The following is a 17,434-nucleotide window of genomic DNA, read 5'->3' on the forward strand; positions in this document are numbered from 1 at the left end:
TTCGTTTATACGTTGTTTTTTTTTAAAGGAAAATAATTACTTTTAGTAAAAAATCATTAAATTAGCATACTATTGTACTATTGATTATAATCAACACTTTATCAACATTATCTCAACTACTATGAATCAGACTTACTTTTCTAACCGTTTATTTTCTTTCTGTACAACATTTCATAAAAAACAGTTTAGAATAATAGCTCTTACTTTATTGATAGTAATAACAATTATTTCTACTATCCAAGCTCAAACATTGCCTCAACAGATTACTTATCAAGGAAAGTTAGTGGAAAATGGAGTTCCGTTTTCAGGTTCTACAACAATGATTTTCGAATTAGTTAATCCTACCACAAATATAATTGCTTGGACAGAAACTCAAACCATAAATGTACAAGACGGGCTTTACTCTGTTGTTTTGGGTGCTCAAACGCCATTTACACCTAATTTTTTCTCTCAAAATCCGTCTTTAGGTTTGCGAGTAAGTGTTAATGGAAATGCACTCACACCTATTACTGTTTTGCGAGCTGTTCCTTATGCCCATGCTGCTGGTTCGGTTGCTGATAATTCTATTAACTCTATACAAATTGTTAATGGAACAATTCAGACTATTGATATAGCAAGTGGAGGACAAAATAAAATATTAGCTACTGACGCAAATGGTTTGGTAGTTTGGATTGATAGAACTGCTGTTACGTCTCCTACTCCTACCCTCCAACAAATTCTGAATACAGGAAATGATGCAGGAAACACCAAAATAATTAATTTAGCAACCCCAACAGACCCACAAGATGCAGCAAATAAAGCATACGTCGATGCTATTACAGGAGGTTCTTTGCAAGATTTATCTAATTCAGATGGTTCAATCACTATTTCTAATGGTCTTTATGATGGCTCTAGCAATGAAACTATATCTGTAAGTGATGGAGGAATTAGTACTATAAAAATAGCTGATGATGCTGTAACAAATGATAAAATTGCAAACGGAACAATACTAGCAGCAGATATTCAAGTAGCAGGAACAAATCAAATTTTAGTTTCTAGTGGAAGTACAGTAGATTGGCAAGATATAAATACTGCCATAACTGAAAATGATCCAACTATTAATATTTCAAATACAGATGCTGTTCCTCGTTGGAATGGAAGTCAATTAGTAGATGGTTCGATTACAGATGATGGTTCTGATGTTAATATTAATACCTCATCTGATTTTAATGTAGTTGCTGATGGAGATGTAGTTATAGAATCTACTAGTAGTGTCGTGCAGATAGCCTCTACAGCTTCTTTGAGTCAAGATTTAATTTTAGCAAATGATGCAACAATAGGTGGAGATGTAGTAGTAACTGGTAACGTTACAGCAGATAATATTGATGCAAATAATATTTTAGTCAATACAGGAGGAGAAATAGAATTAGACGGAAATTCTATAGATGAAGTAATTACTCAAACTGAGATAGCTGCTTTTTCCCCTACTGATGGACAACTTATGACAAGTGCTGCAATTACAGATTATATAGCTACTCAAACTCCTATTTATACATTTGAAAATGGAGTGGACACATTACTTTCTGGAAATATAGGATTGGGAGGAACACTCACAGAGGATACAGCTATTGATGGTAATGGTTTTGAATTTGAATTGACAAATACTGATTTTATTGGCTTAGAATCAAATGGAGATATAAGTCTTGATGCTACTAGTAATATAGAAATAAGTGCAACTACTCTTGACATGGAAGTAACAGAAGAGGCAATAATTACTCTTGCTGACGATGATGCAGCCTTTATTATTCAAGATGATAGCCCAAATGAATTATTCTCTATTCGAAATAGCAATACAGATGTATTTGATTGGAATGTAGATTTGGGGCTAAGTGATGTTTCACTTTCAGGAGTACTTTCAGGAGGAGAAATAAATATAAAAGCACAAAATATAATAGACGGTTCTAGTTTTTTTGACGCAGCAAATCTTTTTTTAGAAGGAGGCAATGCAGATGGTTTTAGAGGAGGGCATGTTTATCTAAATGGAGGTGGAGGAATAGGAAGTAAAGGAAAGGTATATTTACAAGATGATGGAGGAAATGTAGAAATAGGAAGTGGATCTGATTCTGAACTACGCATAAATGGTTGGTTACATTTGCCTAGTTTAGATCCTCCTCCAACAAATATATTACCGAACTTTCCCAACTTTTTATATGCTGACAATACAGGAGATTTATTTTGGGGAGATCAGAACCTTTCACAAGGTGCAAATCTTTGGACAAGCACACCAAATTCTATTTTTTACAGACCTGGAATTCCTGCTAAAGTAGGAATTGGAGCTTTCTCTACTACTTTTGAGCCAGATGCTAACCTTCATATACGAAAGTTAGGAAATGAAGCTGATATTAGAGTTGTTACACTGATTGGAACAGGTAGTCTTAACGAATCTTCTTCTCTTAGTTTAAGAACGGCTACTAGAAGTGGTACTGATACAGAAGATGATCTAACTGATAATAATCAAGAAGTAGGAAAAATTCTTTTTGAAGCCCATAGGAGTGGAAGTTTTGCAGAATCAGGTAGAATAGATGTATTACTCGCAGACGCAGCTACTTTTGAAAACGAAATGCGATTTTTTGTTAATGGAAATGAAAGGATGAACATTAACGGTAATGAAGTAGAGATTGTTGATACCGATTTTACCATTTCAAATACACTACAACCTTCAAATTTATTTTCACTTGATAATCAACCAGCAACTGACTTATTTAATTTTACTGTAGATTTAGGAACTACAACTGCTTCAAGTGGTGGACAAATAAGCCTTACTAGTCAATCTTCTATCGGTTCAGGGGGACAAGGGGGACCTGTAAATATATTGGCAGGAGAAGGAATTTCTCAAGGTGGAGATATAAACCTTACAGCAGGAAATTCATCACTTACTGCTGGAAGTATAAGTATCAATGGAGGGGTTGCTTCTGGACCTAATACAAGAGGTTTTGTAAGAATCCAAAATTTTGGAGGAGATGTCGTTGTAGGAAGTGGTTCTAATGATTCTCAATTACAACTCAATGGTTGGTTAGATATTCCAAATCAACCTTCTACTTTGCCAGCAAACTTAAATTCTAATCTATCTAATAAGCTTTACTCTGATGATTCGGGTAATTTAATTTGGAGTGGAACAAATATAACTTCTCCTTGGCAAACAAATGCTAGTGCTTTATATTATAGTACATCAGGAGGAACAGTAGGAATAGGAGATTTTTCTGTAACCCCTCCTCAAGCAGACTTGCATATTAAAAGAGAGAATTTAGGTACTCCATCTAATCTTATGCTTACTTCATATGATAATAATCCTACTTTTAAAGGTAGTTCTTTCTTGTTTCAAAGTGCAAGAGGAACAGAGGGTACACCTAATACATTAGCAATCAATGATATTGTCGGAGAAATTGTTTTTGAAGGACATAATGGTAGTACTTTTCAAAATGTAGGAGAAATAAAGATGATTACATCTGTTAGTCCTTTACAAGCTGATATGATATTCACAATAGGAGGAAATAAAATAATGACATTAGGACAAAGTGATAATGTCATTTTAGGGAATCCAAATAATAGCATTGATCCAGCAGCGAATGGAGCTACTATTTCTGGAGGTGGAGAAAGTCCTGCACGTGCAAATATTATTGAAAATGCTGCTGCGTATTCAACTATTTCTGGAGGACATTTTAATAAAATAGGTTCTCTTAGCTCTGATGCTAATGCTGCTGTAATTAGTGGAGGATTTGATAATAAAATAGCTCAAACTGCAACTTCTTCTTATTCAACAATAGTAGGAGGACGTAGTAATAGAATAAATAATTTTAATGGAAGTATATTAGGAGGGCTTAGTAATAATGTAAATGGAAATACTGCTACTGTATTAGGTGGAGAAGGTAATAATGCGAATGGTACTTTTTCTGTTGCAGCAGGATTTACAAATAATGCCTTAAGCTATGGAGAAACCGTAATCGGTGTATATAGTGGCAATTTAACAAATCCTTTAACAGGAGGAAACCCAACTGCATTTGTAGCTACCGATAGACTCTTTGTAGTAGGTAATGGTGCAGATGCTAGTAATCGTTCTAATGCTCTTGTAATTTTGAAGAATGGAAATACTACAATTAATGGAGTATTGACAGTAAATGGAAATATAGAAGGAATAGGATCTTTTAACTATTCTAGTGATATTCGATATAAAGAACAAATAAATACACTAAACAATTCTCTTTCAAATATTATTTCTCTTCGTGGCACGAATTATTATTGGAAAGATAAAGAGAAGAGAGGAGAGAAACTACAATTCGGTGTTATTGCACAAGAAATAGAAGAAGTTTTCCCTAATCTTGTCCATACAAATAGTGAAGGGTACAAATCTGTAAACTACATAGGTCTTGTTCCTGTCTTGATAGAAGCAACTAAAGAACAACAAACTATCATAGATAATCAAAAAGAGGAAATAAACACTCAAAAAACAGAACTTGAAGAACTCAAAAAACAGATTGCAGGTTTGAAAGAAATTGTTGCAACTCTTCAAGAAAATGAAAATACTAATTCTGCTTTAGCTCAAAAGGTAGAAGCATTAGAAAAACAACTTACTGCTTTGGTAGAATCTTTATCAAATAAAACAGAAACTACACAAACAGCTTCTTTGAAAGAAGAAGAATAAATGTAGTGAAATGTAGCTTACGCTTTAGCGTGAGAAAAGTGTACTAAAAAATTTAGTTTTCGAAAAAACAAGTCAATATTTTACTATTGACTTGTTTTTTTTTATTGGGCATCAACTGTCCTTGAGGTGTTGTCTTTAAGATTCTTTTGATAATCCTTTCAGTTCGTAATTAATTCAAATTACCTCAATCTCCAAAACGATTTCTTTTTGAAGTTCCCTTCTATAGATTTTCTTTATGGTTACTTTTGTTTTTCCTTTGGAGAGAGCTTTGAAAGCAAATTTTTTCATTCCACCATCTCCCCCTGAACCTTTAAAATTGGGGTTGTCATAAATAATTTTGCTATTCTCTAATTTTAGAATTGTATCATCCAAAATTTCATATTCTGCTGTCATTCCCACAGAACCATGAACATTGGTTTTGAAAGTGATTTTTTCTCCTAACTTTACTTTATAATTAGCTTGAGAATTGGCTTGAGAGTTTTGATTTTTTAATTCATCTATATTGATAGAAGTATCAAAAACAGCATTTGCACAGCTTTGAAAAACAAAAATCAATAAAACGAGAAGTTTATTTAATTTCATTTGGAGTATCTTTTAATAAAAAGCTATTTACAATATTCATTTAAAGGCTTTTGAGCATCTTCATTTCCATAACTAAACGCAATTTTCCAACTCTCACAAGCATTTTTTTTGTCTTTTGTTTTTACTTCTTCGTCTGAAGTTGGTTTTTCCCAAAAATAAAAACCTTTGTAATACCACAAATATGGGTTTTTTGGATTAATTTTGATAGCTTTATCTAATAATTCTCCCATTGCTTCATAATCCTTTGACTTATGTTTGGCAACAGCTTTTCCAATATAAGGTTCTACTAATTGTGGTTCTTTTTCTATAATTTTATCAAAATACAAACTTGCTTTATTGTAGTCTTTCAATTTATCTAAATACAAATCAGCAATATTCATAATTACTTCTTGGTCGTAACCAAATGCCCCAATTACATTTATATATTCTTCTGTAGCTTTATAATATTCATTCATTAAAAGATACGTATCTGCTTTTATTTTAGCATATTTCGCTCGTGCCTCATTATCATCTTTATCTGCTTGATAAATTGCTTTATCAAAAAATTCGATCGCATCAGGATAATCTTTTTTAAACTTAACTTCTACTACTCCAAGCAAATAATTTATTTCTGCATCCTTTTCTTTTTGTGTTTGAGCTTCTTCTAATGCTTTTTTAGCAGCAGAAAAATTGCCTAATTCTATGGCTACTTTTGCTTCTTCCATATAAGTAGTGTACGAATAATTTGTCATTATATTCATCAAAAAATAGGCAAAAACAGACATCAGAGCAAAACCCAAAACAATGTACATTTCTGTTTTGCCAAATACAAAAGTAGGCTGTTTTTCTTTTTTGGTTTCTCTTCTTTGATAGGTATAACCTGTATTTTGATTTGAATTATTACTTTGATAATCAGAATAATTTCCACTTGATGTATATTGTTTGTAATAGCGTTGTCTTGTTACCTCATCGTACTCTAATTGATTATCATAACTTGATTTTTTGAAAGGGTCAGAAAGAACTTGGTAGGCTTCATTTATTAGTTTGAATCGTTCTTCTGCTAATTGAGCTTCTTCTGGATTTCCTGCATTTCGGTCTGGGTGAAACTTTAACGCCTGTTTTTTGTAAGCCGATTTTATTTCCTGTATTGTTGCTGTTTTAGAGATTCCTAATAAATCGTAGTAATTACTCATGTGTTCTTAATCTATTTTTGATTTTATTTGTGCTGGTTTTCTAGCAAAATATACAAACTCTTTTCAGTTTTTATAGTTTACAAGTAGAACGATTTTGAGAGAAATAAATTTTTACAATCTATAAAAATTGATTTTTTTCTATTTTATTTTATCTTCTAATTTATTTCCTAAACTAATTTATTCCTATCTTTATTTTCATAAAGTTTAAAAATAAAGAATTTTTTCACCTTAACTCCTATTTTTATGTCTTGCTTCACATTGCTTACAGCAAAAATAACAAACTTTAGTTTATACAAATTCTATTCATTTTATAAAAAAGTAGCTTTTCTTTTTTTCTTAGGATTTTTTATTGGTTCAATAAATAACAGCAATTCTGTTTTTGCTCAAAATACTACAACGTCTCAAACCAACAATATGTCTTATTTGGTAGGTTCTTTTGACCAATTACAGGAAGAAGGAAAAAAGCAAAACAAACCTTATTTTGTTTATGTTCATGCACGAAACAATAAATTTGATTCAGTTACTTTTGCTAATAAATATGTTCAAACATACATAAAAAAGCGTTATTTAGCTCAAAAACTACAAGCACCTTCATTATATGCTGATTATGTAGTAAAGCAATACGAGGTAAAAAACTTTCCTCAAATTTTGGTTTTTACACCTCAAGGAAAACTCGTCGACAGAATCACATCGTATCTTAGTCCTAAACAAATGATTGCTCGTTTGAAACTACATGAAAGTAAAACAGGCTCATCAGACGAACGTATTTCTGCTTTTGCAAAAGCTGCCAATCCAGAACTTTCTATGAAATTACAAACAGAAGGAGAAATCCAAGAAGTATATCATTTTAGTATTCGTCCGTATGGTGTAGAAGAAAAAACTATCGGAATTCAGTTAGGTGTTTTTGAAAACTATCAAAATTTAGTCAATAATGTTTCTGAATTAGAATTGCACTGGCACGACAATATTCTAGTTACTTTTGTAGAAATAGATGGAAAAATGTTGTATAGGTTACTTTTAGGTCCTTTTTATAGCTACGAACATGCAGAAGTTTATAACAAAAATTTGAAAGAAAAAATGGGATTACGTGGTATTTTGGTTAGTTTGGAAGATTTTGACCCAATTACAGAAGAAAATAAAGATAAATATTTAATAGAAAATATAGAAACACCTGTAGAAAGTGAAAATCCAAATAAAAGATAATTAAAACTCTATTTTTGATTGAAAAGAGGGAAGAATTAAATCGATTCTTCTCTTTTTTTGTGAATTACTTTTTGGCTTAATTATTTATAAAACACAAAGATTTTGACAAACTATATATTTTATTTGTAAGATAAACGTTTATAGTTTAGATTGCAGAGAGATTAAATAATTGCATAATTTTATTATTAATCTTCATTTTTTGTAGTTTTTAATATCGTTTCAACTGATTACACAAACAAAGGATTACCATTATTTTAAATTTACTTGATGTTTATACAATTACTTTCTCCAAAAAAATATAAAAGAAATTTAGTTTCAAAATTCTTATTCATTTTTATACTAGGTTTTTTATTTAGCTTTATTACCTTGCCTTCTAAAGCACAATACTCGGCAACACAAATGAAAATTGCATTGATTGTTCATTTTATCGAACACACAACCTTTCCTCCTGAAGCCTTCAAAAGTCCGAAAGAAATGATACAAATCGGAATATTAGGTGATGATCCTTTTGGTGATGAACTAGAATCTTTTCTTGCTCACTATCGCATCAATGGGCGTGGTTTGCGTGTCAGAAGAAAGAAAAATGCCTCTGATTTATGGGGATGTCAAGTTATTTATATTAGTAAATCCGAACAAGATAAATTGAGTGATATTTTGGATTACTTTAGAAGATATCCAACCTTGACTATTGGGGATAATCTAAAAGGTTTTATCGAACAATGTGGAATCATAAATTTTGTGACCGTAGATAACAAACCCTACCGTTTCGAACTCAATATTGAAGCTGCACAAAAGTCAAATCTTGGCTTAGATGTAGGACTTTTCAGAATGGCAAAGCGTATTGTGGCGTGTCCCTAATTTACTAAATAAACGTGAACTCGGTATTAGTTGGTTACAAAAATTCTAGGTTTTTCTGGATATAAATGATATGCAACTATGGTAGCCGACATATGTGTAAAAGCATTTATTGGTTTTCTGTGTCTAGAGTGTTCTAGGTCAAAAACAGAAGTCAGAATGTCATTTACAGATTCAATAACTGCTCTTTTTCTGAGGGTGTATTTTTCTTTCAACGTAATAAGTTGATTCTTCATGTTCTTTTTGACTTTAGTAATTAATTTAAGTCCATTTTCATAGAGTTCTTGCCATAATTTTGTCAAGTAGCCTTTGTCTCCGAAGCAACTTCCTTCTAAGTTATTGAGTAATTTTTTCAATAGATTGTGGTTATTGTCAGCCTTGTTAGCTGCTGTGATTTCAAATGCCATCACCTCTCCTAATTGATTGATAACTAAATGAAGTTTAAAACCAAAAAACCAGCCCATTGAGCCTTTTCCTCGTTTTGCAAGGTCTTTAAACACTTTATGCGAGTGAATACGACGATTATCAGAAACTACTATTTTCTTAGAATCTACAAAATAAGTTCCTGTTTTTTGACTTTTAGCACAGAGTAATTTAGCTAACACATACATGGGAAGGCTCACTCTTTCTATGAGTTCTAAAAAACGATTGTAGGAGCAAAGTTTAGGAAAATAAGGTAGTAAATCTGTACTAACAAGACGTTGATAATAGTATTGAAAATTCTTGTAACCAGAGTAGTTATAATAAATCAAAATAGTCATCATTTCACTTGCGCTTAATTCAGGAATACGAGTTGGAGAATGAGAAGAAGATTGACTTTTGCTACCTACCCAATGGCTAGAAACATAGGATTGAGCTTGTAAACAGAACTCATCTACTAAATAAAAAATACCGATTAGTTGGTCTTCATCAAATTTTATATTTTTGTCATTCATAAGGCGAAAAAGGGTTAAAGTTGATTAATGCTATTCAAAAATAACCTTTTTGAGCCTTTTTTGATAAAAAACTCTTAAAAAACAGTATAAAATACTAAATATCAAGTAGTTAAATGCCGAGTTCACGTTAAATAAAAAAGATACACATAAATTACACTTAAAAATGAACGGTTCACTTTGAGCAAACCGTTCATTAACATAAATAATCTAAGAAATTACGCCCAATTCTTTACCCACTTTAGTAAAAGCTGCAATGGCTTTATCCAAATGTTCACGCTCATGTAAAGCCGAAATTTGAACACGAATACGAGCTTTTCCTTTCGGAACAACAGGGTAATAAAAACCAATTACATAAATTCCTTCTTCCAAAAGTCGTTCGGCAAATTTTTGAGAAAGTGGCGCATCATACAACATTACAGGAACAATCGGATGTTCGCCTTTTACAATGTCAAAACCTGCTTTAGTCATCTGTTCTCTAAAATACTTCGTACTTTCTTCTAGTTTATCTCTAAGCTGTGTAGATTCCATCAAGACATTCAAAACCTCAATAGAAGCTCCCACAATCGGTGGTGCAACCGTATTTGAAAACAAATAAGGACGAGAACGCTGACGCAACATTTCTACAATTTCTTTTTTTGCTGCCGTAAATCCACCAGAAGCACCTCCAAGAGCTTTTCCATACGTTCCTGTAATGATGTCAATTTTGCCCATTACATTTCTGTATTCGTGTGTTCCTCTCCCTGTTTTTCCAATAAAACCAGACGAATGACACTCATCTACCATAACGAGAGCCTTATATTTTTCTGCCAAAGCACAGATTTTGTCTAGTTGTGCAATCGTTCCATCCATCGAAAAAACGCCATCTGTAACAATCATTTTTTGTACTGCGCCTGCTGCATCGGCATCTTGAAGTTGTTTTTCAAGGTCTGCCATATCATTGTGCTGGTATCTAAAACGCTTTGCTTTACATAAACGAACACCATCAATAATAGAAGCGTGATTCAAAGCATCAGAAATAATGGCATCGTCTGCTCCCAAAAGTGGCTCAAAAACTCCACCGTTTGCATCAAAAGCTGCTGCATACAAAATACAGTCTTCTGTTCCCAAAAATTCGGCTGTTTTTCGTTCTAATTCTTTGTGTAAATCTTGTGTTCCACAAATAAAACGAACTGAAGAAAGTCCAAAACCGTGTGTATCAATGGCTTTTTTGGCAGCTTCCAAAACACGAGGGTTTGAAGAAAGTCCTAAGTAATTATTTGCACAAAAATTGATTACTTCGCCTGTGCTTTGCGTTTTGATGGCTGCTGATTGTGGCGTTGTGATGATGCGTTCTTTTTTGTAAAGTCCTGCATCTTTTATTTCTTGTAATTCTTTTTCTAAAAAGGGTTGAAGTGTATCGTACATGTGTTTTTGGTTGGTTTATAAATTTTGTAGCTATCAGCTACTTTTATTCAAATTTAGTGATTGTAATTTTAAAAGAGAAACAACTTTTCTTTATTTTCGTTTAAATTTAGAAGTATCACAGACTTCCCAGTCTGTGTAAAACCCAACAGATAGGGGTTTCTGTTTTACATTATTTTTTAAACTAAAAATTTATATTCAATGGTATTCAATTCAGGTTATATATTAATAATTATTGTAGGCTTGATAAGCATGGGCGTACAATATATGTTTAGAAATCGATTCAAAAAATACGCTCAAACTCCCTTAGCTTCTAATATGAGTGGTGCAGAAGTAGCCGAAAGAATGCTAAACGACAACGGAATACGAGGGGTAAAAATAATGAGTGTCCAAGGAAACTTGACAGACCATTATAGTCCAAGTAACAAAACAGTCAATTTAAGTGAAAATGTTTATCATGGGCGTAATGCTGCTGCTGTGGCTGTGGCTGCTCACGAATGTGGACACGCCATTCAAGATGCAAAAGCATATTCTTTTTTGGGTTTTCGTTCGGCAATGGTTCCTGTTTTGAATATTACGAACCGTTTTACACCTTTTTTATTGATGATTGGAGTTGGTCTTTTGTTTTTTGCTAATATTCCTTATGTTTTGGCTATTGGAGTTTTGGCACTAGCTGTTTCTACGTTATTTAGCTTTATTACTTTGCCAGTAGAATTTGATGCAAGTAGAAGAGCTTTGAAATGGATAGAAGAAGAAAATATAGTCAATCCACAAGAATATTCGATGGCAAAAAGTGCACTTTCTTGGGCTGCCATGACGTATGTAGTAGCTGCATTGAGTTCTTTAGCAACACTTCTTTATTATGGTTCGATGTTGATGGGAAGACGAGATTAGCATTTTTTTAACTTTGATAGTCCTTTCAGAAGGCTGTCAATAGTTGAAAAAAGACATGTTTGCGAAACTATTGTCAGAGTTATTTTGGATTACCAAAAAAACTACTGACAAAGTTTTTTTATAGAAACTAATTAACTTACCATTGCTCATGTCCCCACGAGCAATACATAAAATAGTTTATTTTCCTAAGATTTTATTAATAATTTTGGTTGTCGAATATCCTTTTACTAATTCTATTGTTTCTACTTTACCTCCATCTTGAAGGACTACATCAGCACCTACGATAGTTTCAACTGAATAATCACTTCCTTTTACCAAAATACTTGGTTTCAAGGCAGTAATAAGTTCTAAAGGGGTCGGCTCTGAAAACAAAATAACGGCATCTACAAAACCTAAAGCAGCCAAAATACGCATTCTTGCATACTCATCATTGACAGGACGTTCTTTTCCTTTGTCTAATGTTTTGACGGACGCATCTGTATTTACTCCAATAATAAGTTTTTTACCTAAAGCAGCAGCCTTTTCTAAATAATCAATGTGTCCTACATGTAAAATATCAAAACAGCCATTTGTAAAAACTACATCTTGCTTATTAAATTTCCATATTTCGACCTTTTTTTGAAGTTTGGTAATGTCGTTATAAATTTTCTTAGAAGAACTCATTTTTTTAGAATTTAGAAAGGTTTCTTTAGCATTAATTTTTATGATACAACTAAATTACAAAAAAATAGACAAGAAACGATAAAATGATTCCTTGTCTAATTAAATAAAATTACTGTAGATTATTCTTTGTCTTTGAATATCTGTAAAAAATGTACTTTATCATCGTTATAGCCTTCAAATTTTACTATAATAGAATCTTCTTCTATCTCCTTAATTGTAGCTTGTCTAAAACGAATTCCATCACCAAATAAAGCCCATACTTTATCATTTTTCTGAATGTCTATGGTATCTAGTTTCATTAATTCTACAAAATCTTTTGAACCAGTATCATTATCCATGTATCTTAAATTAGTTTTTCCTCCATCAAAAGCTACAATTTGAGCCATATACCAACTATCTGTTCCTTGATTAACAGCTACATATTCACCTTCATAAAAACCATTTAGTGTGTCAATAATAGGCGTGTCAATGTTTCCAACAACTTTATTTTCATCAGGCGTAACAACTACGCCACCCAATGTATCTTCTTCGGTAATAGCAGCATCTTTAGAAGAGTTACAAGAAGTAAAAAAAATTAAAAAAACAATAATAGAATATAAAAATGAATGTTTTAAAAAATGCTTCATCATAAAGTAAATTATAAAGGTTATGTAAAAAAATAGGTTATTTCCTATTACTTATACTATATAAAATAGCTTTTTGTTAAAATTAATCTTAAAAAAATTTTTTTAAGCGTTTTTTAAATTCAAAATACCTGTTGGAGTAGGAGCTTGTGAGCGAATTTTTTCTTGTAATTTCAGAATACCTCCAATAAGTGCTTCTGGGCGTGGTGGACAACCTGCCACATAAATATCAACTGGAATAATTCTGTCGACACCTTTCACAACGTGATAGCCGTGTTCCCAGTATGGACCTCCACAATTCGAACAACTTCCCATCGAAATGACATAACGAGGTTCTGCCATTTGTTCATAAAGGCGTTTTATTCTATCAGCCATTTTGAAAGTAACTGTTCCTGCTACAATCATCACATCAGACTGGCGAGGAGAAGCACGAGGAAAAACACCAAAACGGTCTAAATCATAATGAGGCGCATAAGTACCCATCATTTCGATAGCGCAACACGCCAAACCAAAAGTCATGGGCCAAAGAGAAGACAATCTCGCCCATTGAATAAGATTTTCTAAAGAAGTAACCACCAAACCTCCTTGTCCTGTTTTTTCGGATTGTGTAAGTTTGGTGGTAGTTGGGATATTCATTTTTATAAAAAAATAATACGTTTTGAAGCCTAAAGGCTACACTACATTAAAAATTATAACTACTATTAAGTTGATTTTGAAACTTTTTAGATAACCTTTTCTTTGTTCTGATTACATTCAAAAGATTCATATATTCAGAACGCACAGGTGCATGAGAAGGCTCATTTCTATCAAACATAGGTCTTCCATAGCTATCTTGAGGTATATTCTTAGCAATTTGTTGTAGTTTTGGCTCTTCTTCTCTGATGCTATCTTTGATAAGTTTGATTTTGAGTTTCAACTGTTCGAAACCTGTTTTTTCTTCGTAACCTTCAAAGTTTTGTTTTGCATCATTTTCTAAAAATACATGCGTAAAAATCTCACTACAAGCAGCATGAAAACGGTTATTTAATAAACGGTCTTCGTCATTATTTCTGATAATTCCCATTTTTTTCCATTGTACTTGTTTGGTCTTGACATTATTCAAATGTACATTTTCAAACTTACTGGCAATTTCTTCTACCTCTTCGGTAAGTTTTCGTTTGAGTTCTAAGATTCCCTCTGGAGTAGTCGGAATTGGAGGCTCTTGACGATACGAACCATAACTATCATTGCTCTGCTCAGGATTTCCAAAGAAAATATCAACTTCTCGTTTATAATTTCTGTATAATTTGAGGTATTTCCATTTCGGAATCACGCCTACTTCTTTCCATTCTTTTTGCAAATCAATTACCTCTTGACGCATTTCAGGCGTTTTTTCTTTTTGATAATTGAGTTTTCTGACTTTATTACTAATGCGTTTGTATTTCAATATTCGCTCATCATTAACAATTCTTTCATTATCAAAAAAGGCTTTTCTACGTTCGAAAAAGACATCCAAACATCTATCAAATTCTTCTGACATTTCTTCATCTTCTTCTCCTACGCTTCCTGTACGTATCCAGCGCATTTTGAGGTCTTTTAGATATTCAGACACTTCTTCCCAGTCGTCGCTATCTTTCAGTTCTTGTGCTTCAGCCAATAAAGCTGTTTTTATTTCTGTGTTTTTGACTCTATTTTCAGAAATATAGTCTTCGATTCCTTGCTCTAATTCTAAAATTCGTGCTTCTACGGCTGTATAATCACCGATAGCATTGTAGGTTTCTAAAGATTCTCTAATATGAACGAGTTTCATTAGATATGAACCTTTATTTTGAGATTCTTCGATAGCTTGTGCTACTTCTTCTACTTTTTCTAATAATTTTTGATAACGGTCTTCAAAATAAGCAATACTTGCTTCTGGGCTTTCTTTTACCACACCGATTTGACGGTCTGATCTGTCGTTATAGCCTTTTAGATAAACAGTATCATCTTTGATATAACCGTAAGTTGTTGTTGAGTTGTCGTGATTGGTAGTTGAGTTGGCTGAATTGTTTGTGGACATTGTTTGTAGTGATTTTTTAGAGTGATTAAATAAACCTAGTTTAAAGTAAATCTAGGATTAAAAGGCTTGGCTTTGGCGTTGTTAGAATTAATTTTTAGAATTTGATAAAATAAAGCAATAAAAAAGCCTAATTTTATTTTAGCTACATTTTATGAATCTGTTTAAGATTACTTTTATAGTCTTGAAACAGAACCTTATCTTAACTTCGAAACAGATTATTTTGTTAAAAAAGAAGTAAAATTATTTTTTTTAAAATCCAAAAATATCTACTTCCAAACTAAGATACAATTTTTTTATAAAAATAGAATAGAAACATAGACTAAAATGACACTCATTTTTCAAAATTATTTTGTTCAAAAAGCATTTTTTTGATTGAATCATTGTTTTAATTAATCAATAAGGAACAATTACGAATTTAATTCATTGACCTTTAGCTAGTTGGAAATTCAAAAAATAGCAACGTATTTAATTTCTATTCCTAAAAATTTTAATATAGAAAAAACGTACAAATATTAGCTTATTTTTCTTCTACCATTTTAATAAAAATATCATTGATAGAAGGTAATTTTTCCTGCATAGAAATTATTTCATAATTAGTTAGCAGTTCTTTTAAAAGTGCATTTTTTTCTGTTCCTTCATTTATTTTGACAGAAGTAATATAAGTTTTGAAATCTGTTTCTTTGCTTTCTTTCAAAATTTCAAATGAAATTCCACTTTCTAGTATAGGATGGTCTGTCTGGACTTCAAAAATGTGTGTTCGGTGGCTCATTTTTATATCAGCCTTTTTACCTTCAAATATTTTATGTGATTTATTAATTAGTGTAATCGTATCACAAAGTTCTTCCACAGATTCCATTCTATGCGTCGAAAAAATAACAGTTGTACCTTTTTGTTGAAGTTTAAGAATTTCATCTTTTAAAAGGTTGGCATTAATGGGGTCAAAACCAGAAAAAGGTTCATCCAAAATCAATAGTTTTGGGTCGTGCAAAACAGTTGCAACAAACTGTACTTTTTGTTGCATTCCTTTCGAAAGCCCTCCTACTTCTTTGTTCCACCATTCTTTCATTTGAAAAGTAGTAAGCCAATATTTTAATTTTTTCTGAATTTCAACCTTCGGAATTCCTTTTAATCTTCCTAAATAAATAAGCTGTTCGCCTACTTTCATTTTTGGATAAAGTCCTCTTTCTTCTGGTAAATAACCAATTTTGGCAATATGTTTTGGAGCGAGTGGCTCTCCTTCAAAAAGAATTTTTCCACTATCTGCTCCCGTAATTTGAGTAATAATACGAATAAGTGATGTTTTCCCTGCACCATTAGGACCTAAAAGTCCATAAATACTTCCTTTTGGAATAGAAAGACTAACACCTGAAAGAGCAGTATGATTGTGGTATTCTTTTCGAATATCTGAAATAGTGAGAATATTATCGTTATTATTATTCAAAATGAAACTGGGTAAAAATGAGGTTTATGGTTTATTTTATTAGAAAACAAAAGTACATAAGATAATTTAATAGCTTAAACTTTAGCAGGATAAGATTTTCATTCATTAATCACTTATCGCTAAAAACTAATCACTAATTTACTTTATCCAAACGACTTTTTCTTGTACTGGTTTTCGTTTTGCTTCTTTTATCAAATCTTCTTTCGGAACGCCCAAATAAAGAAAACCGATTACTTTTTCATTTTCAGATAAGCCTAATTGTGCATGTGTTTCTTCTGCATACACAAGCGCACCTGTTCCCCAATAACTCGCCAAACCATAAACAGTAGCTGAAAGTTGCATATTCTGAATGCCACATGCAACAGCTTCTATATCTTCAATTTCTGGAATACGTGGATTTTGATTTGTCTGAGCAACCACCACAATAATATGCGAAGATTGGCTCATTCTGTCACGTAATTTGACTACTTTTTGATTATTATAATCTTCTTTTGGAGTTAGCTTTTCGTATAATTTTATCAAAAAATCGCCTAGCTTTTCTCTTGTATCATCTGCAAAAACAAAAAAACGCCAAGGTTCTATTTTTCCATGATTAGGCGACCACGTAGCATTTTCTAAGAGTTGCCAAATTATTTTGTCATCAATTTTTTCTCCTGTACACTCATGAGGAAAAATAGTTCTCCTATTTTTGATAAGTTCGTTTATTTGTTTTGGTGTGATTGTGGTGGTTTTCATCGTTTAGTTTTTCGTTTTTTATTTATAGTTTGACAAAAATAATCAAAATTTTGATTCTCATTTTGGAGTTTATAAAGCCTTAACTTTTTTTCTATTTCAAACACAAAAGCAATTTTTGTGTTGTAATAATGGGATTTTTCTAAAATAACTTACTTTTTATTCTAATTATAACAACTGACTAAATGACAGAAGAATTATTTTTAGATAGCAGAAA

The 17,434-nt window shown here is 32.0% G+C and carries 14 protein-coding genes; 4 read left to right on the plus strand and 10 right to left on the minus strand.

The features are described from left to right. Positions 1 to 121: 121 nt before the first annotated feature. A complete protein-coding gene (locus ACE193_RS02230) occupies positions 122 to 4,678 on the plus strand; it encodes a tail fiber domain-containing protein (RefSeq protein WP_375561392.1) in 4,557 nt (1,518 codons plus the stop codon). Between the two features lie 174 nt (positions 4,679 to 4,852). On the opposite strand, the gene ACE193_RS02235 is transcribed toward ACE193_RS02230, so the two are convergent. Together ACE193_RS02235 and ACE193_RS02240 are read right to left on the minus strand one after the other, a co-directional pair. Further along, positions 4,853 to 5,260, minus strand: a complete 408-nt coding sequence (locus ACE193_RS02235) for a protease inhibitor I42 family protein (RefSeq protein ID WP_375561393.1) — start codon at positions 5,258 to 5,260, stop codon at positions 4,853 to 4,855. A 23-nt stretch (positions 5,261 to 5,283) separates the two neighbouring features. Then, positions 5,284 to 6,432, minus strand: a complete 1,149-nt coding sequence (locus tag ACE193_RS02240; protein WP_375561394.1) for a DnaJ domain-containing protein — start codon at positions 6,430 to 6,432, stop codon at positions 5,284 to 5,286. 243 nt (positions 6,433 to 6,675) lie between these two features. Here ACE193_RS02240 and ACE193_RS02245 point away from each other — a divergent pair, with 243 nt between their 5' ends. Then, positions 6,676 to 7,635 (plus strand): SPOR domain-containing protein, encoded by a 960-nt coding sequence (locus ACE193_RS02245; RefSeq protein WP_375561395.1) that lies wholly within the window; start codon positions 6,676 to 6,678, stop codon positions 7,633 to 7,635. 399 nt (positions 7,636 to 8,034) lie between these two features. Then, positions 8,035 to 8,493 (plus strand): YfiR family protein, encoded by a 459-nt coding sequence (locus tag ACE193_RS02250; protein WP_375561396.1) that lies wholly within the window; start codon positions 8,035 to 8,037, stop codon positions 8,491 to 8,493. A gap of 26 nt (positions 8,494 to 8,519) precedes the next feature. On the opposite strand, the gene ACE193_RS02255 is transcribed toward ACE193_RS02250, so the two are convergent. Next, on the minus strand, positions 8,520 to 9,425 hold the full coding sequence (locus ACE193_RS02255) for an IS982 family transposase (protein WP_375561397.1): 906 nt from the start codon (positions 9,423 to 9,425) through the stop codon (positions 8,520 to 8,522). A 207-nt stretch (positions 9,426 to 9,632) separates the two neighbouring features. Next, entirely contained in the window at positions 9,633 to 10,829 is a 1,197-nt protein-coding gene (gene kbl, locus ACE193_RS02260; RefSeq protein ID WP_375561398.1) for a glycine C-acetyltransferase, read from the minus strand. 198 nt (positions 10,830 to 11,027) lie between these two features. Here kbl and ACE193_RS02265 point away from each other — a divergent pair, with 198 nt between their 5' ends. Further along, positions 11,028 to 11,720, plus strand: coding sequence for a zinc metallopeptidase (locus ACE193_RS02265; RefSeq protein WP_375561399.1), 693 nt, complete (start codon positions 11,028 to 11,030; stop codon positions 11,718 to 11,720). Between the two features lie 177 nt (positions 11,721 to 11,897). Here ACE193_RS02265 and rfaE2 read toward each other — a convergent pair whose 3' ends face one another. The 6 genes from rfaE2 to ACE193_RS02295 all read right to left on the minus strand — a co-directional run bounded on the left by rfaE2 (position 11,898) and on the right by ACE193_RS02295 (position 17,220). Beyond that, positions 11,898 to 12,383 (minus strand): D-glycero-beta-D-manno-heptose 1-phosphate adenylyltransferase, encoded by a 486-nt coding sequence (gene rfaE2 / locus ACE193_RS02270; protein ID WP_375561400.1) that lies wholly within the window; start codon positions 12,381 to 12,383, stop codon positions 11,898 to 11,900. Between the two features lie 119 nt (positions 12,384 to 12,502). After that, positions 12,503 to 13,012: a hypothetical protein gene (locus ACE193_RS02275; RefSeq protein ID WP_375561401.1), complete on the minus strand. Its 510-nt coding sequence runs from the start codon at positions 13,010 to 13,012 to the stop codon at positions 12,503 to 12,505. Positions 13,013 to 13,111: 99 nt separating this feature from the next. Then, the gene (locus ACE193_RS02280; protein WP_375561402.1) at positions 13,112 to 13,642 is read right to left on the minus strand and encodes an NADH-quinone oxidoreductase subunit B; all 531 of its coding nucleotides are present in this window, start codon (positions 13,640 to 13,642) and stop codon (positions 13,112 to 13,114) included. 46 nt (positions 13,643 to 13,688) lie between these two features. Continuing rightward, the gene (locus ACE193_RS02285) at positions 13,689 to 15,044 is read right to left on the minus strand and encodes a DUF349 domain-containing protein (RefSeq protein ID WP_375561403.1); all 1,356 of its coding nucleotides are present in this window, start codon (positions 15,042 to 15,044) and stop codon (positions 13,689 to 13,691) included. A gap of 517 nt (positions 15,045 to 15,561) precedes the next feature. Next, positions 15,562 to 16,485, minus strand: a complete 924-nt coding sequence (locus ACE193_RS02290) for an ABC transporter ATP-binding protein (RefSeq protein WP_375561404.1) — start codon at positions 16,483 to 16,485, stop codon at positions 15,562 to 15,564. Positions 16,486 to 16,623: 138 nt separating this feature from the next. Then, positions 16,624 to 17,220 carry a nitroreductase gene (locus tag ACE193_RS02295; protein WP_375561405.1) on the minus strand — a complete coding sequence of 199 codons (597 nt, stop codon included), beginning with the start codon at positions 17,218 to 17,220 and terminating at the stop codon, positions 16,624 to 16,626. Between the last annotated feature and the right edge of the window lie 214 nt (positions 17,221 to 17,434).

The sequence above is a fragment of the Bernardetia aquimarina genome, from assembly GCF_042180575.1.
Classification (GTDB): Bacteria; Bacteroidota; Bacteroidia; order Cytophagales; family Bernardetiaceae; genus Bernardetia.